This is a genomic window from Eubacterium xylanophilum ATCC 35991 (assembly GCF_000518685.1).
Taxonomy (GTDB): Bacteria; Bacillota; Clostridia; order Lachnospirales; family Lachnospiraceae; genus Eubacterium_F; species Eubacterium_F xylanophilum.
In genome coordinates this window covers 1-24184 of record NZ_JAEB01000014.1, presented here as the reverse complement: position 1 = coordinate 24184, position 24184 = coordinate 1, and the positions used below count along the sequence as shown (strand labels likewise).

The following is a 24184-nucleotide window of genomic DNA, read 5'->3' as shown; positions in this document are numbered from 1 at the left end:
CTTCTCAATCAAGTCTCTCCCCCTCTCGGGGCATGCCAAATCCTTCTTTTTCAAATAGGCATGCCCCTCACTCCTTCTCAATCAAGTCTCTCCCCTTCTCGGGGCATGCCAAATCCTTCTTTTTTCAAATAGGCATGCCCCTCACTCCTCAATTAACAAAGAATAATAATAAAATCTCCCTAATTAGACACGAAAAGGAGCTGAGCACTAACAATTTTATAATTGTTAGTGCGACAGCCCCCATATTGCTGGTCTTACTCCCTACGGTCGTAAGACAATTATCGGAAACGCATATTGCTAGTCTTACTCCCTACGGTCGTAAGACAATTATCGGAAACGCATACTGCTGGTCTTACTCACGTCGTTCGTAAGACAATTATCGGAAACGCATATTGCTAGTCTTACTCCCTACGGTCGTAAGACAATTTAAGCTAATTTTTTAGATTTTACCGCTGAGTATCCACCCCAAATCTTCTTACCGCTGACAGTTGTATAAGCTCTGACCTTGTAGTAATAAGTGACTTTTCGACCTGTTTTCTTTTTAAATGTGAGCTTTGAACCAGATGTCACGGTCTTGAAAGTCGAAAATCCAGTTGACTTTGAAGTCGAGCGATATACTCTATATCCGCTGGCTCCTGTAACTTTTTTGTAGGTGATTTTAACAGCATTTTTGCTGCTCTTCGCAACCTTTAGACCGGTCACCTTAGCGGGAACTGATTTTCCTTCTACAATTGAAGAATATTCGCCATAGTAGTTAATTCCATCGACCTTCCTATAGGCTCTGACCTTATAGTAATACTTGGTACCACATGCTGTCCCCGAATTATTATAAGTGGTTTTATTGCTGACAGTAATATCCTTAATCTTACTAAAACCTGATGTCTTGGATGTAGAGCGGTATATCCTGTATCCCGAGACACTGTCCACCGGATCCCAGGAAAGTCCAATCTTGTTATAAGATTTACTTGTGGTTTTGAGATTCTTCACACCATCCACTTTTATGAGTTTTTCCGCAAACTCAGATTTGTCAACATTTACGATGACCTTAACAATATAGTCAGATCCTATAACTTTATACTCATAAGTGAATGAAGCGGGAACTGACGACAACTTGCTCCAAACAATAGCTTTGTTGGTCTCATCAAGAGCTCCACTTCCGGAGATATTATTTGGTGTAATCGCATTGTCCGGCAACTTGACACCATAATTGGAGCCTATAGTCTGCATTTTGAGGGACACCACACTTCTCAAACAAGAAAAATGTTTCAACGCCGTAAGCTTTGACATATCAAGACCTGCCAATTGATTGCCGTGACAATAAACTGACTCCAATGCAGTCATATTTTCAAATGACAGAGTCGACAGTTCATTGTTGGAGCATTCAAGATATGTTATCTTGGATTTTTCAGGGACTTTCAACTCTTGAAGTTGGTTGTCGCTGCACTTGATAACCTCTAGATTCTCCGCCTTACTTAGATCCAGTGTCTTCAACGCATTTACTCGGCATGAAAATGTCTTAATCCCAGAGTTTTCCGCAATTTCCACATCCAATATATCGTTATAATCTGCATTTACAACTTCTAGGTTAGTTAATTTGGACAAATCAAGAATCTGAATCTGATTATAACCACAATCGAGTTCGTTGATTCCTGTGAAATACTCAATTCCCTTTATATTAACTATATTTTCATTGGATATATTGAGCTTTCCTGTGACACGTCCGAGAGTCTTCTTCATCGAATCGGACATTATAGTGCTATCTTGGACACTTGAATCAAAGTACTTTTTATTGATCAGACTTCTAAAAGTATCATCAGGAATACTTGCTTTAAAAGTTCCCGGTGCAGGTGTAGCAGTCGGTGTTGCCGTCGGCGTAGCACTTGGAATAGACGTCTCTAAGATACCAGTCTCTGTAGACGGAGTGTCGATTGTAATTGTTCCATTTCCCGAAGAGCCCTTGCCCTCGGCGCCTGCATAATCCACCCTTCCCTGTGCAAAACTAGCTACCAAAAGTGCACCAGCTAGTGTAATGGCTATATTTTTTTTCAGCTTAAACATCTATTTTCTCTCCTTTTCGTTCTGTTGCATTTTCGTTACATTTTGTATTGTATAACGACAATTTGTCAATTTCGTGACAAAAAGAAGAATAAATTATGTCGTAAACTGATTTATAATACGCTCCACCACTTGGTGTAACTCCGGTCTAACCACACCAATATCCGCAGGAATTTTATCCAAAATACTACTGTGACACATGGTGCTGACCATTTCTATAACCATGTAATACATGAGGTTTTCATCGCGAAACTTAACACCTTTTCTCTCCGCAAGATCTCCTAAAATCTCAAACGGAGTCTTATTATCAGCATCCGCAATTCGTATTTCCTGAATCAAACCCCAACTTAAGTTTTTGTCAATAAAGCGCAACAAGTCAGGATTTTCGATGAACTTATTAATCAAACCATCAAGAATCTTATGTATACACTCTTGAAATGTGAGCTTAGTTTCATCGCCTATTTCAAGTCTAGCCTCATTGAAAATAGCGACACTATAGCTCTTAATTAGCTCATCTCTAATCTCGCTCTTGTCCTTGAAATAAAGGTAAAATGTTCCTTTGGCCATATTGGCCTTCTTGGTAATATCAAGTACCGTCGTCTCACTTAAACCTTTTTGTGTAAACAGAAGAAATGCCGAATTCATCAAAGCATCCTTCTTTAGTTTCTTCTTTTCTTCAACTCTACCCATGTCCATCATTCCTCGTTCTTTATAGGCGTCGTCTTGATAACAAACTTACACTTTCCTTCCATATCGTTGTCAATTCCTGAAAATGTCTTATAGTCCTTTGACACTTGGGAAATACCTACTAATCTCTCTCTAAACTTTCTTATTTTTTTCATAGCCTTTTCAACTTTACCGGTAATCTTCTTGATTCCAATGTTATTGAACTTAACGATTCCCGCACTCAAATCCTTGGTGCCATCGGCTAGTTTATCTATTCCATCCGCCAGCTTTTCAGAACCGTCATCGACCTGCAAGAGGCCATTATAAAGTGTTCCAGCTCCCTTGTCAAGCTTATTTGCCCCAGTCTCAAGTTTCTTTCCGGATTTCATAATTATAGTGGCATTCTTGACTATAGGCGCTGAATTCTTCTCTAGCGCCTTGGCACCGGATGTCAACTTTTGGTTATTTGATGTAAGGGTTTTGCCTCCCGCAAGGAGCTTTCCCAAACCTCCATCAAGTGAATTGATTCCGGGAGCAAGCTTGTCTGCATATGCTTTATTTAACTCTCCTGCTGCGCTCTTAATCTGTCCGAGCCCGGCAGCTGCCGTCCTGATCTGAGTAGTATCACTTGTCTTCTTCTCCATTTGGCCTAGACCACCCTGAATCTCTGTCACGCCGGCGCTAAGCTTGCTCACTCCATTTTCACCCTTGATTGTTTCTATACCGGACTTCACTTGATCAAGGCCTTTGCCCGAGGTATCCAGCCCATCTGAGATTTGTCCAAGACCAGCTGATGCCTTTCCAAGTCCATCTCCCAGATCTCCAGCTCCCTTGGAAAGTGCCTTAGTTCCCTGGTAAAGCTGTCCTGACTCCTTTGTCCCCTCATCTAAGTTATCCGCTACCTGCTTTGCAGTTGAAACATAAGTCAAAATCTTCTTGTATTCATTCGCTTTACTCTCCTGACCATTAGCCAGTGCCTCTGCATAAAGTCCTTTGAGAGTTTCGATATAATCATCCACTTCGCTATCATATTGTGTGAGCTGTTTTGCGCCTTGATTGAGCTTTCCAACGCTCTCTGTCACGCCTTCGATTCCCTTCTCCAAGCTCTTCGCTCCGGCCTTCAGACCATTTTCTCCGTCAATTCCTTCTTTGACTTGGCTGACAGCCCCCTTGAGCTTTGTATTTCCCTGTTTCAACTCACCAACGCCGTCATTTACGGACTGTAAGCCACCATCAAGTTTGGTAATTCCCTTTGAGAATTCTTCCATTCCTCCCTGAAGAGATACAACACCTCCGTGAAGAGTGTCAATTCCATCGGCAAGTCCGGTCATAGATGATGGATCTAGGGACTTTTGCAATGTTGTCGAGAATTTGTCAAGATTAGTTCCAAACTCTGCCGCACCCTTGGAAAGAGTAGCTGATCCATCCTTAGTTTGACCTATTCCATCTACGAGTTTCTTGGTATTTTTTGCATAGTTTCTGGCTCCTACACCTAGAGTTTTGGCACCCTTAGCATATGTCTTCACGCCATTTAAAAGCTTATTATTTCCGGTAACATACTTATATATTCCATCCTTTAAATCTCCGGTGCCCTTCTTTAGATCTGCGCCACCGTTCTTGAGTTTGGCAATTCCCTCCCTAAAATCTCCAAACTTATCATTAAGCTCCCCAGCACCCTCTTCAACCTTGTCAGCGCCATCTATCAATTTATCCATTGCATCTTCGAGCTCATCGATTTTATCCTCCACATCCTTTATACCCTTGGCCTTCTCTATATCGATATCATTAAATAAATCGTTGGATGCATATGTATATGTCTCAGAAATCTGGAAATCCTTCACATCCGCCTTGATAGTCACTTCGTCGGATAATTTGTCATTAATCTTGTCAATCTTATCATCCACCTTGTCTGAAATACTTCCAAAATTCATACCCAAAATATCAAGAGAATCCCTAACTCCCGGCAGTCCATAGCCAAATACAATCGTATTGTCACCCTCTGACAAAGTCTTGCCGTTATCTATCGTCACATTGGTAAAATGTTCCGACGGCAATATCATTCCGGTTAGCATTAAAAATGGTACGCTAACCGTCTCCTTTTCGCCATCCACTTCTATCTGCTCACTTGTATTATTCTTGTATTTTATATGAATTTCAAGGCTTCCACTCTTGCCCAGAAGCTCATCTGCCTTGACTTCTTTGCCATTTAATTTATAGCTGATCTCCATGCCCACAGGCAGCTTTTCATCTGTTGTTCCTGTATAATATATATCCTTGCCCTTAGCATCCCATGTGATCTTGTCACCGCTGACAGATGACTTTTCATCTCCCTTGATATTCTCTATATTCTTTAGTCTAGATCGGTCAGTTATCTTTCCGGTATAGGTTCCACTCTGAAGCCAATCTGTGACATCAACCTTATTAACCTTTCCCGAATTATCAACTTCAACATAAACACTTTCGCTTTTCTTTATATCCTTTGCGGATTTCACTTTAGGTGCAAACTTTGTTTCGTCCTTACTTGTCGGAACATTTTCCTCCGGCATATCGGCAGCAATACCATACGATGCGCCACTTGCCACCAAACTTGTCGCCACCAAAGATCCCACCATTGCCTTAACTATCTTTTCATTCTTCATAATCTTTCTCCTTTCACATATCAAATTACTCAATTCTACTTTTCCTTGCTAACTATACACTTTTTCATGCCAAACGTTGTTCGAATGATGACCGAATCGAGAAGCCATATGGCAGTCGGCAGTAAAATCATAACTATGACCATACTGATTACAGCACCTCTCGCCAGCAACATACATATCGAACTAATCATATCTATGTTGGAATATAAGCCAACACCACAGGTTACACCGAAGAAACAGCAACCACTTGTGAGAATTGATTTCATACTCATTCTCTGTGCCATTCTTATCGATTCTTCCTTGTTCTTTTCTTGCCTATTCTTCATATAATTACTTGTAAATAATATAGCATAATCCACTGTTGATCCCAGCTGAATAGTACCTATTACCACGCTTGTTACAAACGGAAGTGACGTATGCATAAAGTACGGAACAGCCATATTAATCGAAATAGCAAATTCTATTACAGCTACAAGAATAACCGGCAATGATATGGATTTATAGGTGACCATAATGATTATAAATATGGCCATTATCGACAGAACATTTACCTTGACCAAATCCACATCATTTACATCCTGAAGATCTTTCATCAACGGAGCCTCTCCTATTACAAGCGCATCCTTCTGATGAGCCTTTACTATCTTATCTATCTCAGCAATCTGAGCATTGGACTTATCAATCGCCGGACCATAATCCGAGCTGACAAACATTATCTCATTTTTACCACTTTGTAGACTCTCACGCAACCTAGAAGGCAACATGGTATTGGGAATTCCCGGTCCTATAATAGAATTAATTCCTATTACCGATTTGACTCCGTCAACCTTCTCAATCTTCTGAATCATGTCCTCTTTGGACTTGACATCTAGATTTTTATTATACATGATAACATGTGTTGTCTTCATGTCAAATTCTTCTTCAAGCTTTTTGTTGGCTATTGCACTTGGAATATTATCCGGAAGTGAATGTGCTATATTATAATAAATCTCATAATTATTACTTCCATAAATAGCCGGAACACATATAAGCGCCAAAACTATCACAATTCCCCATCTACACTTGATAATGAGTTTCGACAACTTATCCAATGTCCCCACAAATGGTCTGTGGGTCGTCTTGTCAATCGCCTTGTCGAATACAAGAATAATTGAAGGAAGAATTGTGACGCAACTCAATACTCCTAAAACTACACCCTTCATCATAACGACACCCAAGTTTGCTCCAAGCTGAAATACCATTACCATCAAGGCAGCAAATCCGGCAACTGTCGTCACAGAACTTGATGAAATAGATACAAACGTATTTGATATGGCATGTGCCATCGCCTCTTTGCTATCTCCGCCGCACATTTTCTTCTGCATCTCAAAGCTCTCAAGCAAGAAAATCGAATAATCCATGGTCACCGCCAACTGAAGTATCGCTGCCAACGCCTTGGTAAGATACGAAACATCCGACAACATGAAATTTGATCCCATATTGTATAATATCGTCATTCCAATATTTACCATAAACAACAGGGGAACAATCCATGATTCTGTAAATATCAGCAACAAAACCATCGAGACAATCACAGCAATAATTACATATGCAACAAACTGCTCTTCAACTAATTCCTTAATATCTGTAGTTACTCCTCCCATACCACTCACAAATGCTTGCTTTCCAACAATCTTTCTAATTTCAGTGATTGCATTCATGGTAGCATCAGACGATGTTGTATCATCAAACATGGCAATCATCAACATCGAGTCTCCACTAAACAGAGCATTTTTAAGTCTTTCCGGAATCATCGCCTTTGGAATAGACGCATCAGCATAATCCGTATATGATAATACTTTTTTAACATGCTTTACATTCTCTATATCTTCCTCGAGCTTCTTGGACTCCTCCGCCTTCATATCATTCACGATAATCATCGAGAAAGCTCCCATTCCATACTCATCCACCATGACTTCTTGTCCCTTTACAGTCTCAAGTGTATTGGGAAGATAACTCAAGATATCATAGTTAATCTTGGTCTTGATATAACCAAAAACCGATGGTATTAATAATAAGACACCTAGAATCAAGATTATGACCCTATACTTTACCACCCATTTACCAAACTTAATCATAAATATAACCTCCAAAATCCAACTCTCACAAAATGCTGCTGACTATACTTACATAGTATAAGGGGCTTAAATGCGTGCTATTCGTCACGCCTAACCTTTTATGACTATCAGTCATTTTTTATATAATAACACAAAAATGACCCGCGGTCAATATCTTTTTTTAAATTGGCATGCCCCTGGGCTTACTTGGGAACTTGGATAGCCTCTCTGGGGGCATGCCTATTTTACGTTTCACGTTTTGGCATGCCCCTAAGCTCACTTGGCAACTTGGTTAGTCTCTCTGGGGGCATGCCTATTTTACGTTTCACGTTTTGGCATGCCCCTAAGCTCACTTGGCAACTTGGTTAGTCTCTCTGGGGGCATGCCTATTTTACGTTTCGCGTTTTGGCATGCCCCTGAGCTCGCTTGGGAACTTGGTTAGTCTCTCTGGGGGCATGCCTATTTTACGTTTCACGTTTTGGCATGCCCCCGAACCCGCTTGAGAACTTAGAAAGTCTCTCTGGGGGCATGCCTATTCCTGCTTTCTTCATTTTGGCATGCCCCTGGGCTCACTTGGGAACTAAGCAAGTCGCTCCGCGGGCATGCCAAACCCTGATTTTTCATATAGGCATGCCCCTGATCTCACTTGGGCACTTGGAAACTCTCTCTGGGGGCATGCCAAATCCTGATTTTTCATATAGGCATGCCCCTAAACTCACTTGAGAACTTGGATAGTCTCTCTGCGGGCATGCCAAACCCTGATTTTTCATATAGGCATGCCCCTGATCTCACTTGGGCACTTGAAAGGCCCCCTATCACATGCTGTGACAGGGGGCCATCTTCTCTTTATCTATTATCTATTTTCTCTGGGTACATGTCGTGGTGGGTCATGCGGTCGAATGCCACATCTTCCCACTTTGTCCCTGGCTTGCCGTAGTTGCAATAAGGGTCAATTGAGATGCCGCCGCGGGGTGTGAATTTTCCCCAGACTTCTATGTACTTCGGATCCATTAGCTTTATGAGATCCTTCATGATTATATTGACGCAGTCCTCGTGGAAATCGCCGTGATTTCTGAAGCTGAATAAGTACAGTTTTAGTGATTTACTCTCCACCATCTTCTCAGCCGGTACGTACGAGATCGTGATTGTTGCAAAATCAGGTTGACCTGTTATCGGGCACAGGCTGGTGAATTCAGGACAGTTGAATTTGACAAAGTAGTCATTTCCCGGATGCTTGTTTTCGAAGGTTTCAAGAACTTCCGGATTGTAATCTGATGAGTACTTTACATTATTATTTCCGAGTAATGTTATAGATTCTTCATGTTCTCGCATTTTTACTCCTCCTAGTCCAAATCAATTCCGTTGGCAGCGAACGCTGCCTTTCTATCTATGCAGGTTGCGCATTTTCCGCAGGGTTTGTCTCCTCCCTCGTAACAGCTCCAAGTCAGCTGGTATGGGACTCCAAGCTTTTTGCCAAGAGCGACAATCTCCTTTTTATTCTTGGTGACAAATGGTGCCTCTACGCGGAGTTGCTTACCGCTCCCCTCGAAGATAGCCGTATTCATGGCATTATTGAATTCTACACTACAGTCTGGATAGGCATTTCCGGCTGCGTCATCGTGATGAGCACCATAGAATATAACATTACAATCCTTGGAAAGGGCTATGCTCGCTGCTGAAGCCAAAAACAGGCCATTGCGAAACGGCACATAAGTATCAACAGGGGCGCCATCAGTCTTTTTCAATTGTTCATCATAACTCTCTTTGGGGATTTCCTGGTCTGAGTGTTGCAATAGAGAGCAATCGCTGTAGCTAAACAAGGGCGCCAAATCTATGTATAGATGTTCAACGCCATAGTATTCCGCCAGTTTCTTGGCCGAATTCAGCTCGTTGGCGTGTTTTTGTCCGTAGGACACGGAAAGCGCCACAACATTATCTTTGCCATATTTATCCACAACCATAGCAAGGCAAGTCGTGCTGTCGACTCCGCCGCTGAATAAAACTAACGCTCTGTCTCTCATCTCAAACTCCTTTCGCATCAGGATCCCATATCACCTTGTGAATTTGGATCTGAAGTCTCACATCATTCATTTTGTTATGCTTCATATATTCCACTATTTGCTCTGGCTCAATCGCTCCAAATACGGGGCTCAGATGTACCGAACACTTTTCTGTCAGATTAAACTGGTCTATCAAATACTTGGCTCTATCAAGGTCCTCGATACTGCCGCAAACAAACTTAATCGTATCCTTCTCTTCTAACAATTCTAAGTTCCCCATGTCCATCCGGCTTTCCATCTTGCTGGATGGAAGTTTATAGTCCATAGTCATAGATGGCCGGTTGGGAATATTTAAAAATGGTCCGATGCCGATACTTCCATTGGTCTCAATCTCTACTCGAAGACCTTCCTCCCTTGATAGTTTCTCTAGAAAATCATATATGTCGCTCTGCATGAGCGGCTCGCCTCCGGTGATAGTCACATTCCTGACTCCCGTGTCTTTTATGTTGTCTATTATCTGTTCAGGGGTCATGGCTGTCGAATCTGCATCCGCCTCCAGTGCCCACAAAGTATCACAGTAGCTGCATCTGAGATTACATCCCTTGAAGCGTACGAAAACAGCAAGTTCTCCCGCTCGCTCGCCCTCGCCGTTGATACTTGTAAACATCTCAACAACATCTAACATTTTCTAGTCCTCCCCTGTGTATATGGCACAATTTGCCGGAGTTTCATAAACCGTCACGCGGGCCATATTGTGACCTCGCTCAGACATTCTATCATAAAAATATCTTGCGAATTCTTCCGCTGTCGGTCTAAATGGCAACTCAATCACATCGAATCCCTCTTCCGCCAGCGCCTCCATGGTTTTGGGACGAAGTGTCCCCTTTTCTATTACAAAGTGGTGATCCAGTGAATCCACCAACTCAAACAAATCTTTTTTCAAGTCGCTAAAATCAATCAACATCCCACGAGTTTGACCTTCTTCTGTAAGCTTGTCACCCTTGATTTCTGCGATTACACGCCACCTGTGTCCGTGTATATTGCCACATCTTCCATCGTAACCTGCCAGAAAGTGAGCGCTATCAAAGTATGCTTCTGCACTGATATTGAACATTTATTTCCCCCTTTTCGGAATATTTTCAATGTTTATCACATCTATTAATTTTAACCCAAGATAAATATTCTGTCAATTGATAAAACCCCCTTGACACACTCCCCACCTTACATTATATAATATACATATCAAATAATACAGAAAGAGAAATAATTATGAAAACAAGTGATTTTTACTTTGATTTGCCAAAGGAGCAAATCGCGCAGGACCCTCTCGAGAACAGGAGCGCGTCCAGACTTATGATATTGCACAGAACAACAGGAGAAGTTGAGCACAAGCATTTTTCGGACATTTTGGACTATCTTGAGCCGGGAGACTGCTTGGTTCGCAACAATACCAAAGTTATACCCGCTAGATTGTACGGCGAAAGAGCCGATACAGGAGCGACAATAGAATTACTCCTGCTGAAAAGAAGGCAAGATGATATCTGGGAAACCTTGGTAAAGCCCGGAAAGAAAGCTAGAACCGGGGCCAAGATAACCTTTGGCGAAGGCATTCTCGAGGGCGAAATCATAGATGTGCTAGAGGATGGCAACAGATTGATTCAATTTAATTACGATGGGATTTTTGAGGAGATTTTGGACAAACTGGGACAGATGCCACTTCCGCCTTATATCACTCACAAACTCAAAGACAAGAACCGCTACCAGACTATTTACGCCAAGTACGAGGGTTCTGCTGCGGCACCAACTGCCGGTCTTCATTTTACTGAAGAGCTTTTTGACAAGATAAGGGCCAAGGGCATCAAGGTCGCCAACGTCACGCTTCACGTGGGACTCGGAACATTTCGCCCGGTCAAAGTTGATGATGTGACTAAGCATCACATGCATTCAGAGGAGTATTTTATCAAGCCCGAGGATGCAGCAATAATCAATGAGACCAAGAAAAATGGCGGCAAGATCATCTGTGTTGGAACAACCAGTTGTCGAACGATAGAGTCAGCTTGCGATGAAAACGGCATTCTACAAGCGTCGTCTGGAAGTACCGAGATTTTCATATATCCGGGTTACAAATTCAAGATAATGGATGAGCTGATTACCAATTTTCACCTGCCAGAGTCAACCCTACTGATGCTGGTCTCAGCCCTCGCAGGCAAGGAAAATGTTCTGTCAGCCTATGAGAAAGCAGTAAAAGAAGGTTACAGATTTTTCAGCTTTGGGGATGCCATGATGATTGTTGACTAGTATACTTTAATGGGGGATTTACATGTACAAAGAAAAAAAACTACTTTTCATATATAATCCCAATGCGGGAAAAGGGGTGCTTCGTACCAACCTCTCTTCCATCATCGAGGTTTTTATGAATTCTGATTATGAAGTCACAGTATATGCTACGAGACGCGAGCTTGAAGCTGTGGAAATTGTGCAAAAAATTGGCAAGGATTATGATAGAATTGTTTGTTCCGGGGGAGATGGGACAATGCATGAGATTATCGATGGCGTGATGTCTCTTAATCGGGAGGATCGCCCGGAGTGTAGCTACATTCCCACGGGAACTGTCAATGATTTTGCCAAGGGAGTATATATCCCCAGCAACCTCACTGAGGCGGCAAAGATTGCCATTAATGACAATGTTAACCCAATCGACATCGGAATATTTAACAATAAATACTTTTCTTATGTGGCGGCTTTCGGGGCCTTTACCTCAGTTTCATATGAGACATCCCAGACTGTCAAAAACATCTTCGGCAAGAGCGCATATGTCTTTGATGCCATGAGCAAAATCCCCGATATCAAGCCTATTCACGCTATTATTGAGACAGATAATGATAAGTTCGAAAACGACTTTTTGTTCGGATCAATCAGCAATGCCATAAGCGTTGGCGGATTTAATATATTTAAGAATTCACAGGTATCACTGAGTGATGGCTACCTAGAGGGTGCCTTCCTTGTGAATCCAACCAATGTGGCTGAGTTTCAGAATATGATTACCAGCGCGGCCACTCTCACGGCCAACAACCAGATTATCGGAATTCACAGCCGAAAATTTACCATAACATTTACGGAACCTACGGCCTTTACTCTGGACGGAGAAGACGGTGGCGTGCATACGCAGGTTACCGCCACCACAGCGGGAAAGGCAATTGATTTTGTGTGGGGAAAACCTGAAGATCCAGAGGCCAAACGACTTGTAATTTCCCCGGGAAAATAGTAAAATATTCTTATATGATTTTAGACTACAATCTATGGAGGTGACAACATGGCACTTCAGACTTATGCAGCTATAAACCTAAGTTCAGATTCAATTTCTATGAAGATTTATGAAATATCAAAAACTCATGGAATCAAGGAGCTCGCCCATGTCAGACAGGAGAGTTCTGTCGGTGCGGAGATTTTTAATGACAAGATAATCTCCTACAAAACCATGTCCAGAATTTGCCAGACATTAAAAGACTTTAGAGCGATGATGGCCGAGTTCGATGTAAGTGACTACAATGCCTGTATCACGGATTCAGTGCGAGAGGCGATTAACAGACTCATTCTCATGGATCAAATCAAGATTCAGACAGATTTTAAGTTTAAATCTCTTAGCAATAGTGAGCAAAGATTTCAACAATATAAGGCGATTTTTCTCAAGGAGCCCTTTGTAAATGATTTGATAATCGACGAAACACTGGTGGTGGATTTGGGAGCCGGAACCGTGCAATTTTCGTATTTCAAAGAGGGAAGGCTATGCTTTACCCAAAATCTCAAACTCGGCTTCTACCGAATTCGAGAGCTGATGCTGACCATGCAGGCTGAGATTTTTAATTTTGAGGATATCGTAGACGAGTATATGGACAAAGACCTCACTGAGTTCTATCGAATTTTCCTAGAGGACAAGCAAATCAAAAATATTATTGTCACGGGGCAAAAAGTTCCTGCCATGCGTCAGAGACTGTCAGATTCTATCAGAGACTTCGATGGCCACTTGAGCAGGAAGGCATTTGGAAAACTGCACATTTCTGAACTCAGCAAACCCGACGAGACCAAGATTTCCATCCCTGCATATATTCTTCTCAAAAAGATTGCAAAGCTGACCAAATGTAGCGATATATACCTGTCGGCAGTTGACTTTTGCGACAGTATCGTGGCTGAATATGCCGAAAAAAAGATTAAGCTTTCATACAACCACGACTTTAGCAAAGATATTATATACGCAGCACGTAATACTGCGGAGCGCTATCACACCAATATGGCCCACATAGATAATGTGACGAGTCTTGCAACGGACATCTTCGACGCGATTAAGAAGTTTCATGGCCTTGGAAAACGAGAGCGACTTTTGTTGCAACTAAGCGCCATTCTCCACAGTTGCGGAGCATTTATCAATCTCGCAAAGACCAGGGAGAATTCTTATAAAATCGTCACAAGTACAGAGATAATCGGAATATCTCACCAAGAGAGAATTATGGTTGCAAATATAATTCTCTATAACAAAGAATTTTTCCCGCCCTACAGTGAAATCGGCGACGAGATGACAAGGGACGAATATATAACTGTTGTTAAACTCTGTGCGATACTCAAGTTGGCCAATGTACTCGACAAGAGCAACTCCCAGAAGATTAACAAAGTTACCATGTCTGTAAAAGACAATATTCTGCAGATTAATGCCAAAACTCTGGCAGATATCACTCTCGAAAAGGGCATGTTCCACAGAAAAGCGGACGTGTTCGAAGAAGCATTTGGCATCAGGCCTGTGTTGCGAAAGCGCAGATAGATTAGTAATGAGAAAGGATTGATTGCATTGACAAAATATTACAACAGAGAGCTCAGCTGGCTGGGCTTTAACTATAGAGTTTTATCTGAGGCACAATCAAAGACCGTTCCGCTGATGGAGCGCTTGAAATTCCTCAGCATCACCGCGTCAAATCTGGATGAATTTATCATGATTCGCGTGGCTTCCCTCAAAGATCAGGTTCATGCCAACTATACCAAGAAGGACATGTCGGGTATGACTCCGGAAGAGCAGCTTGCAGCCATCTCAATCGGGGTTCACGAATTTGTTGAAAATCAGTATCATACTTACAACAATTCCTTCATACCTGCACTCAAGCTTCGGGGGCTCAACATAGTCACTAAGCATGAGGATTTAAGTGATGAACAGGCCAACTATGTGGACAACTTTTTCACCAGAGAGGTCTATCCCGTTCTCACGCCTATGGCTGTGGATTCTTCCAGACCATTTCCCCTTATTCGCAACAAAACCCTTAACATTGCTGCGCTCATAAGGGATAAAAAGAACAAAAATACCATTGACTTTGCAACAGTTCAGGTTCCATCTGTTCTTCCGCGAGTTGTGGAAATTCCGTCGGACAATCCAGAGGAAACCACTATCATCCTGCTAGAACAGATAATAGAGAAAAATATTCAGAAACTTTTCCTTAGCTATAAAGTTTTAACTGCTGCTCCATACCGTGTCATGAGAAACGCGGATCTGACCATCGATGAGGACGAGGCTGCGGATCTCTTGATAGAGATAGAAAAACAGATCAAAAAACGTCAGTGGGGAGAAGCCATAAGGCTTGAAACTGAAGCAGGGATGGACAAGAGGCTGCTGAAAATACTGAAAAATGAATTAAAGATTCAGAGCGAAGATATATTCAAGATTTCAGGTCCCCTTGACCTTACTTTCCTCATGAAAGTTTATGGCCTTGAAGGGTTTGATCACCTGAAGGACAAGCCATTTACCCCACAAGTCCCTAGGGATATCCAGCCTGACAAATCTATATTTGATCAGATAAAAGAAAAGGATATATTGCTGCATCATCCATATGAGAGCTTTACACCGGTAGTAAAATTCATCGAAACTGCTGCCAAAGACCCAAGCGTGTTGGCTATCAAGCAGACTCTATACCGAGTAAGTAGCAACTCTCCTATCATTGCCGCTTTGGCTGATGCCGCAGAAAATGGTAAGCAAGTTACAGTTTTGGTCGAGCTCAAAGCGCGTTTCGACGAGGAAAACAATATCGTCTGGGCCAGAAAACTTGAAAAAGCCGGATGCCACGTGCTCTACGGCTTGCTGGGACTCAAGACCCACAGCAAGATAACTCTGGTGGTGCGACGAGAGGACGATGGAATTCGAAGATATGTGCACCTTGGAACCGGAAATTACAACGATTCCACGGCTAAACTATATACAGACATGGGTATGTTCACCTGCAAACGCCTCTACGGCGAGGATGCAACTGCCGTATTTAACATGCTTTCCGGTTACTCAGAGCCTCTCGCATGGAACAAGTTGAGTCTTGCGCCTATCTGGCTCCGAGGCAAGTTTATCTCTCTCATCAATCGCGAGCGAGACAATGCCAAAAAAGGCCATGATGCTCACATCATCGCCAAGATGAACTCCCTCTGTGACCCGGGAATAATTGATGCTCTCTATGATGCATCTGCTGCGGGTGTGAAGATTCAGTTGATTGTCCGAGGCATCTGCTGCCTTAAGCAAGGTGTAAAGGGATTAAGTGAGAATATAGAAGTTCGCTCGATAGTCGGAACATTTTTGGAACACTCTAGAATCTTCTACTTCGAAAACAACGGAAAACCTGAGATTTACATGGGAAGTGCCGACTGGATGCCTAGAAATCTCGACAAACGAGTAGAAATACTTTTCCCTGTAGAAGACGAGGATTTGAAGGGTAGAATCAGAAATATTCTGGACACCCAATTAGCTGATAACAAACAAGCACAGATCTTACAGCCTGACAGCTCCATCGATCCGGAGCACGATAGCCCGGTAAAGATTAACGGCGGAATATATAAAAGACAGTCTCATCGCGGCATAGCCACAGTTGATTCCCAGATGGAATTCTGTGACATGGCCATGAAAAGACTGCTTTAATAACTATATAAGCCCCAAGGCCTCCTTGGCAAGCTTATCTGCAAGGTCATTGTACTTATCACCCGAATGACCTTTGACCTTTTTGAATTTTACATCAAGTTTGTCCTTGATGGAATCATAATATGACTTATATGCAATGGTGCCTGCTTTGTTGGTTTTCCAACGTCCAAGGCACCATTCTTCTATCCCTTTATAATCATAATAAATTTCAAGACTGCCTATACCCTGTTCTATTGCCATCTCCATCGCAAGCTTCGCTCCCATAATCTCACCTGCGACATTCCTCATCTCAGCCAGGTCTTGATTCTCCCCTTTTAGTGATATTTCCTTGGTCTTACCGTTGTAGAAAAACACTATTCCACAACTGTAGTCTCCAGTCAAATCATCATAACTTCCATCTACATAAGCGACTGCAGACTCACCGGTCAAGATGGTTTTCTCAGACTCGTCATCATCATGATTGTCATTTACCATATCTGGGCTTTTCATAGCAAGACCTATATCAAAACCACCACTCTTCATATACTCTTCCGCTTCTTCCAAAAGAGAAAATCCTTTGTACTTTGCACCCGGAAATCCGTCGACCTGAGCCTTACACTCATTCCAAGTCTTATAAATCCCCGGGGTTTTCCCCGCGAGAACGCAGTAATAATTCTTCTTTGCCATCTAATTCCTCCTGAGCTTCTCTACTTCTTGCTCGGTCAGCAGTCTCCATTTTCCGGGCGGAAGGCTTGGATCAAGCTCAATCCCTGCCATACTGACTCTCTTCAAATAAACAACCCTATTATCCACAGCCATAAACATTCTCTTGATCTGATGGAACTTTCCCTCTGTTATAGTGAGAAAACCCGACTTATCGTCGATTTTTTCGTACTTTGCAGGCTTTGTTATATTCTTCTCGCCTATATCCATTCCACTTTCGATTCTCTGTATATCCATATCCTTCGGAATATTTTCAAGTTCCACATAATATGTCTTGGAAATGTGGTTTCTTGGGGAAAGTAACTTGTGACTGAGCTCACCGTCATTGGTCAAGATCAGAAGTCCTTCTGTGTCCTTATCCAGCCTTCCCATGGGAAATATATCGTTTTTGACCATTGGTGCATCGCCTTTAGCACCCATGTAGTTATCTGACGTAATCAAATCTATCACGGTCTCCTCCCTGTCTCTGGTGGCACTTACCACTCCCGCAGGCTTGTGGAGCATTATGAATTGATATTTGTCTTGCTTAAAAATTATCCTCCGGCTTTCTTCTGCCGAAGGACTAATATATACTATGCTTTCATCAATATCTATCTTCTGATCAGGTCCTGTTGCAACATCTGAATCCACCATTACTCGCTTCATCTTAATCAACTTTTTGACCTGAGCTCTAGAAAACTCTGTGTTTTCTGATATAAATTTATCAAGCCTTATTATTTCCATTCTTCATCCTCTCGAACAATACTATCGGATTCTCGACTTTTCCCTCATTGAACCAAGTAAGAATCACAGGCATCACCAAAGCAGCAAGGATTGCATATATTATTATTAGGACAACATCCTTTGGTGTACCATCCAAAAGATTGCTGATAATCAGGTTAATAATCATCAACGTCTCATATATAATCACTCCGACAATATATGACTGCTTAGGCATCTTGTTGGTATAATAATGTCCCATATAAATCGCAATTAAGATGATAAAAATGGTCATCAATATACACTTAATCGTTCCTGATACGAGGCTTCCATTGGTCGTAGTAATGATTGACTGCCTTACTTTCTCATCAATTCCGGTTGCGCCGGCGTTAATCTTGAGTCCCAAGTAAAAGCTGTAAATATACGGGTAAAGCAAGTCGCTGGCAATCTTTCCGAAGGCAAATCCCGTTCCCACTGCAACACTTCTGTACATGGAAACAGCCTTTTGGTTAGTTAGGTAGATACCCCAGAATATCGCCAAGGCCGTTAGACCTGTTGATGCAAGAGTAAGTATAACTTGGAGAGTAACCATAGTTCCGGTATTTTGTTTGAAAAAGCCTATCCTTAGTAACATCGCTCCCACAAACATATAGAACAAGTAGCTCCATAGATAGCCCAATGCTCCATAACAAAAAGCTCCTGGCAATCCGGTTTCAAGATTAGATGATCTCTTATGAATTTGCAAGTATGGGAATGCAATTGCAGCACCTGCAACTATCACGCAAATCACAAGAATTGTCAGTGTTAAAGGTGAAATCATATGGTCCTCCATTTTTCTCTTGGTTATGAACAACTAGCGGACTATTTGTTCAAATAAAAATTCGTAGTCAACATATCAACGCCGTCATTTTCGATGAGCTTGTATGCCGTCTCAATCGTATTAACAGTCCATGTGTTGATTGGCAGATTGGCTTCATGTAGTTTCTTAACCGCATTCGCCGTAAGCAAGTTATATCTCGTATCAAGACCTATTCCTCGCTCGATGCACCATTCAACAGTTTTATCCGGCACATCGATTAGCTTGTTGGTCTCCTCCGCGCCATATACATACTGAACTCTAGACTTATCTACTTTCTCGTTTTCAAGCAAATATTCGATATCATCCTGATGCATACTTATGAAAAATGCTCTGTCATCCAGCTTATAATCAGAGACAATATCCACTATCTCGTCTACTTCTTCTTTGCTATATTTTGCTTTGAGCTCTATAAAAGGATGAGCCTTATCACTTTTGGCTACCACTTCTAAGTATTCTTCTAATGTTGGAATTCGCAAATCCTCATACTTAGAAATATTCTCTCCGGCAATAATTGGCAAACTTCTCAATCTATCAAAATCAAGGCTTGATACCCTGTACTCTTTTCCACATATTCTAGTAAGTGTATCATCATGAATAATGACATACTTATCATCGATTGTCTTCTGGACATCGCACTCTATCCCGAAGAACCCCTTATCTACAGCCATCTGAAAGGCCGGAACAGTATTCTCCGGTGCTTCCGAGCTATATCCTCTATGAGCAATAAGCTTTTGTCCCTTTATCTCCATAATATATGCCTCCATATCAATGTGATTATAGGCTCTTCCATCTGCCGCCCTCACATCAATTCGCGCTTTACCTTCTCCAACTGCCGCAACAACCCCCTCTGGACTTACTACAAATGCCTTGGTATTAGAACTGCTAAATCTAACACCTGTATTGTTGGCATTGCTAGGGGCAACCTTGGCACTGATATGCATAGTATCTCCCACTTTGAGAATACTTGAATTAACATCTTTTGTTATACTAATGCTGCTGGAATATATAAGGCAATTAACCTTACAAGAAGCTACTTTATTTGATCCATCTGTGCTCTTAGCATAGACAGTTGTGCTTCCTTTTTTTTGCGCCTTAATCTCTCCCTTGGAGTTGACGCTCACTATACTGCTATCTTTTGAATAGTATTTTATATTTTTTTTGGTTGCATTTTGTGGACTCGCTACCGCTAACAAAGTCGCACCTGATCCAACCTCAAGCGATAGAGACGGAGTAGTCATCTTAACTCCAGTAACTTTTCTTATTACTTTAACCACGATAGAACCCTTTTTCTTAGTTCCCTTCGCTCTTACTGTTATAGTTGCAGTTCCAACTTTCTTTGCAACTATCGAACCCTTCTTATTAACTTTTACAATACTGCTATGATTGCTTTTCCACTTCAGGTTCTTCTTAATGCTTCCCAAATTTTTTCCCTTAATGCTGGCCTTGGTTTTTTCCTTTAAACCCAGGGTAATAGTTCTCTTACCTTTAGGTGTCACAACGCTCAACACGCGGTCGTTCTTTTTAGCGAACGACCGCGCAGCATTATTTGTATTTGTATACATGAGAATTAATAGAAACATCAATATGATAAAAACCATCTTTACGTTTCTTGTTTTCATATATAAACAAAACCTCTTTTCAAATTAATACAAAATCCTACCAAGATAATGTCTTGATTACTGGATGATAATCAAGCTTGATATACTTCTTCTTGTACTTAACCTTAGAAACAACCTTGATGTAGTAAGTCTTTCTTCTTGAGAATTTCTTGCCCTTGAAGCGAGTAAGTGTACATCCTCTCTTCTTACCACTTACAGTCTTAACCTTCTTGAATCCGGTTTTCTCGCTTGTTGAAACATATACGATATACTTCTTAGCAAGCTGAACTTTGTTCCATGTAGGCTTAAGTGAAGTATATGTCTTAGATCCAAATCTATAGTGTGACTTTCCACCAACTACATTGAATGCGAAATATCTTACTGGAGACCATGCAGAGTAGAACTTCTGATTGTTCTCACCATATACATAATATCTCATCTTGTACTTGTATGTTCCGCCCTTCTTAACTGAGATGTATCCTGTTGAACTAACAAGTCCACCTGCTGAACCAGAGAACGCTTTCTTACCACTCTTGAGATAGTGACCTACGATCTCATATCCATCGCAGCTTGCACCATTAGTGATTCCACGGAACATAATCTTTCCTGTAGAAGAAAGGATATCCTGAATACCAAATGCATTCTTTGCTGGCTTTGATGGTGATGTTACAGCATTGATACCAACATAGCTATAACCACTTGCCGCAATATAACCATTTGAAGCTCTACGAGCTGGCTCAACGTATACTCTTCTCTTCTGACCAGCCGGTACGCCGGTTCTCTTGAAAGAAGTACCTGCAACAGTAGCAATCAAATTGCTAGAATTAATCTCATATACTTTGTAAATGTTCGCTCCCGGAATAGCATTCCAAGAAACAGTATATGAATCTGTTGTTGCAGCTGTCTGTCTCAAGCCAATCATTGCAGTAGTACTAGCTGGCTCTGTTACTGCTTCATAATCAGTCCATCCTGTAGTTGAAGGTGAAACAAGTCTAACTCTCACATAAACAGTTCTACCTGATGCAAGACCACGAATTGTTGTCTGTGTTGCTGCTGTGTTAGTCTCAACAGATGACCAATTCACTTTGTCAGTACTTGCCTGAACAGCAAATCTCTTAGTTCCAATGATTGATGCCACATCATGAGAAATAGTGACATAGTTATTACCCTGTCCCGTCTGACGTACAGTAACTGCTGAAGCAGCATCTGCTGTACTTGGAATTACGATGAATGCAAGAACAAGAACGCTCAATGCAAGCATCAAACTCTGAATTTTCAATTTCATTTTCTTTGTCTCCTTTTTTTTATTAAAATATGATGATATTTCATCATACTCCTCACAAATGCTGAAACCCACTTTTATAATTATAATAATAATACCTATAAAAGTCAACTAAATATATTCTTAAGGAATACTTCGTATCCCTTCTCTGTCTCATAGACGTCGGCCTTGCTGACTATTTCCCATGGCGCATGCATGTTAAGCACTGCCACGCCACAATCGATAACCTGCATTCCGTACAATGCCATGATATAAGCAATTGTACCGCCTCCACCTACATCGACTTTTCCAAGCTCACTGGTTTGGAACATTACTCCATCCTTATCGAGAATAGCTCTGATCTTTGCCATATACTCGGCATTTGCATCATTACTTCCAGATTTTCCTCTCGAACCTGTGAACTTATTAAATACCATTCCTTTGCCAAAAAATGCTGCATTTTTCTTCTCATAGGCAGCTTTAAATGTAGGATCGTATGCTGCAGACACATCTGAAGAAAGCATCCTAGAATTGGCAAAACACTTCTTGAGCGCCAACTCTGACTGAATTCCCATCTTGCTAAGAATCTCAGCCACCATAATCTCAAATGACTTGGACTGCATTCCCGTGGCACCCACACTTCCTATCTCTTCCTTGTCCACTAGCAAACAGCATGTGGTATACTCTGGATTCTCCACAGCAAGCATCGCCTTCAATGAAGTGAATGCACACACTCTGTCATCGTGTCCGTATCCCATAATCATACTCGAGTCAACTCCAGCTTCTCTAGCCTTGCCTGCCGGAACAACCTCAAGTTCTGCCGACAAGAAATCCTCCTCATCAAAGCCATACTTATCCTCTAAAATCTTAAGGACACCCGCTTTGACCTTGTCTTTTTCTTCGTCAGCCAATGGAATACTTCCAAAAAGAATGTCTAGTTCCTCGCCTTCAATCACCTTACTTGCCTTCTTCTCCATCCTCTCTGCTGAAAGGTGAATTAACAAGTCTGTTATACAAAATACCGGATCATTTTCATCTTCTCCGATATTTATATCTATAATACTTCCGTCTTTCTTGGCAACCACGCCGTGTATTGCCAGCGGAATCGTCACCCACTGATACTTCTTGATTCCACCGTAGTAATGTGTGTCAAGATAAGCAAAACCGTCTTCCTCATAAAGTGGATTCTGCTTAATATCCAGTCTTGGTGAATCGATATGTGCCCCGAGGATAGCCATTCCATCCTCCATGGACTTCTCACCGATATTGAAGAGAGCTACCATCTTATTCATCTTAACTGCATATATCTTATCTCCGGATTTGATCTCATCAACCTCCTGAAGATCTCTATATCCGCACTTCTTTGCTGCATCAATTGTCAACTTGACGCACTCTCTCTCCGTCTTTCCAGCCGAGAGAAATTCTCTGTACTCATCGCATATAGCGTCGCACTTTTTCATCTGATCTTCATCATATGTTTCCCATACATTCTTTCTTTCCATCTTGATTCCTCGCTTATATTTATTTCTCTAGCCCTTACCATTTTTTCACTATGTCTTGACAAAAAAATGGCAAAAGTATAAAAAAGTATTAAATAATTAAAATTCCACCAGGACATAGAAGCCCTTTTCATTGTGAATTATGTCCTTTACAACGCCCTTTCTGGTCTCCAGCCTCTCAGAAAAAGGGATGTTAGCAGACATAGCCACCGCAGGAATAATAGTATAATAATACGCACTTGGAAGTACACCTTCCGTCACTTCCACCTCATCACCAATCTCCACGAGACCTTCCCGCTCCATCTTAAATTCCATTTCTCTCATATCTTGTCAGCTCCTCAATCGATTCTGAATCTCATATCTATTCTTAATTCTTAGCTCGTTCAAAATCACTGAATACATATCCTTGTCCTCAATAATAGGAATATCAAGGCTCACCGCCATATTGTTGAGCATATGATCGTCGAAGTCATCTCGGTGCTCAGTCATAATATTGATTTTCTCCTCATAAGTGGTAGCATCGAGAAAATCCAGTAAAATATTCCGCTCCTCGGCTTTCTCCGCAACAACCGTATCTTCGCGTGTAACCGGCACCTGAACCGGAGGGGACACAGGCTTAAATTTACTGTAAAAGTCCTTCTTCTTCATAACTAAAACTTGATAATCTCCCTCAAGCTCCTGGTAACATACAGCCTCCTGCATATCTGGATAAATCTTGCACTCGCTGATTATCTGAACTTTCTTTCTCGATAAAGATATATATACTTCTGCAAACATGTGATTCTCCTTATACAATAATTGATAATTATAAGTTTCAAACATTTGATATTATAACACTTTTTTTTAGATTTGTCCAAACTGATGTTATTATGGCAAAGGGGCTATCGCACTAAGACAGCCTAAAAACAGGAAGAGTCCAACCGACTCGAGACTAGGTGTATGCGCATTGAAGTCTCTCTCTGGTTGGCCTCTTCCCCTCTCGGGGCATGCCAAATCCTCTTTTTTCAAATAGGCATGCCCCTCACTCCTTCTCAATCAAGTCTCTCCCCCTCTCGGGGCATGCCAAATCCTCTTTCTTCAAATAGGCATGCCCCCCACGCCTTATCAATCAAGTCTCTCCCACTCTCGGGGCATGCCAAATCCTTCTTTTTCAAATAGGCATGCCCCTCACGCCTT

The 24184-nt window shown here is 41.7% G+C and carries 21 protein-coding genes; 4 read left to right on the top strand and 17 right to left on the bottom strand.

Going from position 1 to position 24184, the window contains the following annotated elements; translation table 11 throughout:
* Positions 1–426: 426 nt before the first annotated feature.
* The 9 genes from L877_RS0103975 to L877_RS0103940 all read right to left on the bottom strand — a co-directional run bounded on the left by L877_RS0103975 (position 427) and on the right by L877_RS0103940 (position 10570).
* Positions 427–2058, bottom strand: a complete 1632-nt coding sequence (locus tag L877_RS0103975; protein WP_026834984.1) for a hypothetical protein — start codon at positions 2056–2058, stop codon at positions 427–429.
* Positions 2059–2151: 93 nt separating this feature from the next.
* Complete coding sequence (locus tag L877_RS0103970; RefSeq protein ID WP_026834983.1) at positions 2152–2745, bottom strand: TetR/AcrR family transcriptional regulator; 594 nt, start codon at positions 2743–2745, stop codon at positions 2152–2154.
* 5 nt (positions 2746–2750) lie between these two features.
* Positions 2751–5360 (bottom strand): hypothetical protein, encoded by a 2610-nt coding sequence (locus L877_RS0103965; RefSeq protein ID WP_026834982.1) that lies wholly within the window; start codon positions 5358–5360, stop codon positions 2751–2753.
* 35 nt (positions 5361–5395) lie between these two features.
* Positions 5396–7477, bottom strand: coding sequence for an efflux RND transporter permease subunit (locus L877_RS0103960; RefSeq protein ID WP_026834981.1), 2082 nt, complete (start codon positions 7475–7477; stop codon positions 5396–5398).
* A 599-nt stretch (positions 7478–8076) separates the two neighbouring features.
* Entirely contained in the window at positions 8077–8226 is a 150-nt protein-coding gene (locus L877_RS14245) for a hypothetical protein (protein ID WP_207637226.1), read from the bottom strand.
* Between the two features lie 76 nt (positions 8227–8302).
* On the bottom strand, positions 8303–8788 hold the full coding sequence (gene queF / locus L877_RS0103955; protein ID WP_026834980.1) for a preQ(1) synthase: 486 nt from the start codon (positions 8786–8788) through the stop codon (positions 8303–8305).
* Between the two features lie 11 nt (positions 8789–8799).
* Complete coding sequence (queC, locus tag L877_RS0103950; protein ID WP_034785043.1) at positions 8800–9477, bottom strand: 7-cyano-7-deazaguanine synthase QueC; 678 nt, start codon at positions 9475–9477, stop codon at positions 8800–8802.
* 1 nt (position 9478) lies between these two features.
* Complete coding sequence (gene queE / locus L877_RS0103945) at positions 9479–10141, bottom strand: putative 7-carboxy-7-deazaguanine synthase QueE (protein WP_026834978.1); 663 nt, start codon at positions 10139–10141, stop codon at positions 9479–9481.
* Between the two features lie 3 nt (positions 10142–10144).
* Positions 10145–10570 (bottom strand): 6-pyruvoyl trahydropterin synthase family protein, encoded by a 426-nt coding sequence (locus L877_RS0103940; RefSeq protein WP_026834977.1) that lies wholly within the window; start codon positions 10568–10570, stop codon positions 10145–10147.
* Between the two features lie 155 nt (positions 10571–10725).
* Between L877_RS0103940 and queA the strand changes: the two genes are divergently transcribed.
* Genes queA through L877_RS12075 form a run of 4 tightly spaced genes read left to right on the top strand, consistent with a single transcriptional unit; the run spans position 10726 to position 16390 of the window.
* Positions 10726–11754: a tRNA preQ1(34) S-adenosylmethionine ribosyltransferase-isomerase QueA gene (queA, locus tag L877_RS0103935; RefSeq protein WP_026834976.1), complete on the top strand. Its 1029-nt coding sequence runs from the start codon at positions 10726–10728 to the stop codon at positions 11752–11754.
* A 22-nt stretch (positions 11755–11776) separates the two neighbouring features.
* Entirely contained in the window at positions 11777–12721 is a 945-nt protein-coding gene (locus tag L877_RS12080) for a diacylglycerol/lipid kinase family protein (protein ID WP_051437662.1), read from the top strand.
* Positions 12722–12769: 48 nt separating this feature from the next.
* Complete coding sequence (locus tag L877_RS0103925) at positions 12770–14269, top strand: Ppx/GppA phosphatase family protein (protein ID WP_026834975.1); 1500 nt, start codon at positions 12770–12772, stop codon at positions 14267–14269.
* Between the two features lie 18 nt (positions 14270–14287).
* On the top strand, positions 14288–16390 hold the full coding sequence (locus tag L877_RS12075) for an RNA degradosome polyphosphate kinase (protein ID WP_242837115.1): 2103 nt from the start codon (positions 14288–14290) through the stop codon (positions 16388–16390).
* A gap of 3 nt (positions 16391–16393) precedes the next feature.
* Here L877_RS12075 and L877_RS0103915 read toward each other — a convergent pair whose 3' ends face one another.
* The 8 genes from L877_RS0103915 to L877_RS13375 all read right to left on the bottom strand — a co-directional run bounded on the left by L877_RS0103915 (position 16394) and on the right by L877_RS13375 (position 23785).
* On the bottom strand, positions 16394–17056 hold the full coding sequence (locus L877_RS0103915) for a ribonuclease H1 domain-containing protein (RefSeq protein WP_026834974.1): 663 nt from the start codon (positions 17054–17056) through the stop codon (positions 16394–16396).
* Entirely contained in the window at positions 17057–17815 is a 759-nt protein-coding gene (locus tag L877_RS0103910; RefSeq protein WP_026834973.1) for a pseudouridine synthase, read from the bottom strand.
* Positions 17796–18611 (bottom strand): hypothetical protein, encoded by an 816-nt coding sequence (locus L877_RS12070; protein ID WP_034785041.1) that lies wholly within the window; start codon positions 18609–18611, stop codon positions 17796–17798. The genes L877_RS0103910 and L877_RS12070 overlap by 20 nt, the downstream gene beginning before the upstream one ends.
* Before the next feature lie 41 nt (positions 18612–18652).
* Positions 18653–20269, bottom strand: a complete 1617-nt coding sequence (locus L877_RS0103900) for a glycerophosphodiester phosphodiesterase family protein (protein ID WP_026834972.1) — start codon at positions 20267–20269, stop codon at positions 18653–18655.
* 37 nt (positions 20270–20306) lie between these two features.
* Entirely contained in the window at positions 20307–21533 is a 1227-nt protein-coding gene (locus L877_RS12065) for a fibronectin type III domain-containing protein (RefSeq protein ID WP_156922980.1), read from the bottom strand.
* Positions 21534–21637: 104 nt separating this feature from the next.
* Positions 21638–23011: an aminopeptidase gene (locus L877_RS0103890; RefSeq protein WP_051437661.1), complete on the bottom strand. Its 1374-nt coding sequence runs from the start codon at positions 23009–23011 to the stop codon at positions 21638–21640.
* 96 nt (positions 23012–23107) lie between these two features.
* Positions 23108–23332, bottom strand: a complete 225-nt coding sequence (locus tag L877_RS0103885; protein WP_026834970.1) for a hypothetical protein — start codon at positions 23330–23332, stop codon at positions 23108–23110.
* A 6-nt stretch (positions 23333–23338) separates the two neighbouring features.
* Positions 23339–23785: a hypothetical protein gene (locus tag L877_RS13375; RefSeq protein ID WP_051437660.1), complete on the bottom strand. Its 447-nt coding sequence runs from the start codon at positions 23783–23785 to the stop codon at positions 23339–23341.
* Positions 23786–24184: the final 399 nt, after the last annotated feature.

Coding starts and splice junctions, on each gene's coding strand:
- L877_RS0103975 (WP_026834984.1), bottom strand. CDS start 2,058: ATGTTTAAGCTGAAAAAAAATATAGCCATTACACTAGCTGGTGCACTT.
- queF (WP_026834980.1), bottom strand. CDS start 8,788: ATGCGAGAACATGAAGAATCTATAACATTACTCGGAAATAATAATGTA.
- L877_RS0103970 (WP_026834983.1), bottom strand. CDS start 2,745: ATGGGTAGAGTTGAAGAAAAGAAGAAACTAAAGAAGGATGCTTTGATG.
- L877_RS12065 (WP_156922980.1), bottom strand. CDS start 21,533: ATGAAATTGAAAATTCAGAGTTTGATGCTTGCATTGAGCGTTCTTGTT.
- L877_RS0103910 (WP_026834973.1), bottom strand. CDS start 17,815: ATGGAAATAATAAGGCTTGATAAATTTATATCAGAAAACACAGAGTTT.
- L877_RS0103940 (WP_026834977.1), bottom strand. CDS start 10,570: ATGTTCAATATCAGTGCAGAAGCATACTTTGATAGCGCTCACTTTCTG.
- L877_RS14245 (WP_207637226.1), bottom strand. CDS start 8,226: ATGAAAAATCAGGGTTTGGCATGCCCGCAGAGAGACTATCCAAGTTCT.
- L877_RS0103960 (WP_026834981.1), bottom strand. CDS start 7,477: ATGATTAAGTTTGGTAAATGGGTGGTAAAGTATAGGGTCATAATCTTG.
- L877_RS0103890 (WP_051437661.1), bottom strand. CDS start 23,011: ATGGAAAGAAAGAATGTATGGGAAACATATGATGAAGATCAGATGAAA.
- L877_RS13375 (WP_051437660.1), bottom strand. CDS start 23,785: ATGTTTGCAGAAGTATATATATCTTTATCGAGAAAGAAAGTTCAGATA.
- L877_RS12080 (WP_051437662.1), top strand. CDS start 11,777: ATGTACAAAGAAAAAAAACTACTTTTCATATATAATCCCAATGCGGGA.
- queE (WP_026834978.1), bottom strand. CDS start 10,141: ATGTTAGATGTTGTTGAGATGTTTACAAGTATCAACGGCGAGGGCGAG.
- L877_RS0103915 (WP_026834974.1), bottom strand. CDS start 17,056: ATGGCAAAGAAGAATTATTACTGCGTTCTCGCGGGGAAAACCCCGGGG.
- L877_RS0103965 (WP_026834982.1), bottom strand. CDS start 5,360: ATGAAGAATGAAAAGATAGTTAAGGCAATGGTGGGATCTTTGGTGGCG.
- queA (WP_026834976.1), top strand. CDS start 10,726: ATGAAAACAAGTGATTTTTACTTTGATTTGCCAAAGGAGCAAATCGCG.
- queC (WP_034785043.1), bottom strand. CDS start 9,477: ATGAGAGACAGAGCGTTAGTTTTATTCAGCGGCGGAGTCGACAGCACG.
- L877_RS12070 (WP_034785041.1), bottom strand. CDS start 18,611: ATGATTTCACCTTTAACACTGACAATTCTTGTGATTTGCGTGATAGTT.
- L877_RS0103900 (WP_026834972.1), bottom strand. CDS start 20,269: ATGAAAACAAGAAACGTAAAGATGGTTTTTATCATATTGATGTTTCTA.
- L877_RS0103885 (WP_026834970.1), bottom strand. CDS start 23,332: ATGAGAGAAATGGAATTTAAGATGGAGCGGGAAGGTCTCGTGGAGATT.
- L877_RS0103925 (WP_026834975.1), top strand. CDS start 12,770: ATGGCACTTCAGACTTATGCAGCTATAAACCTAAGTTCAGATTCAATT.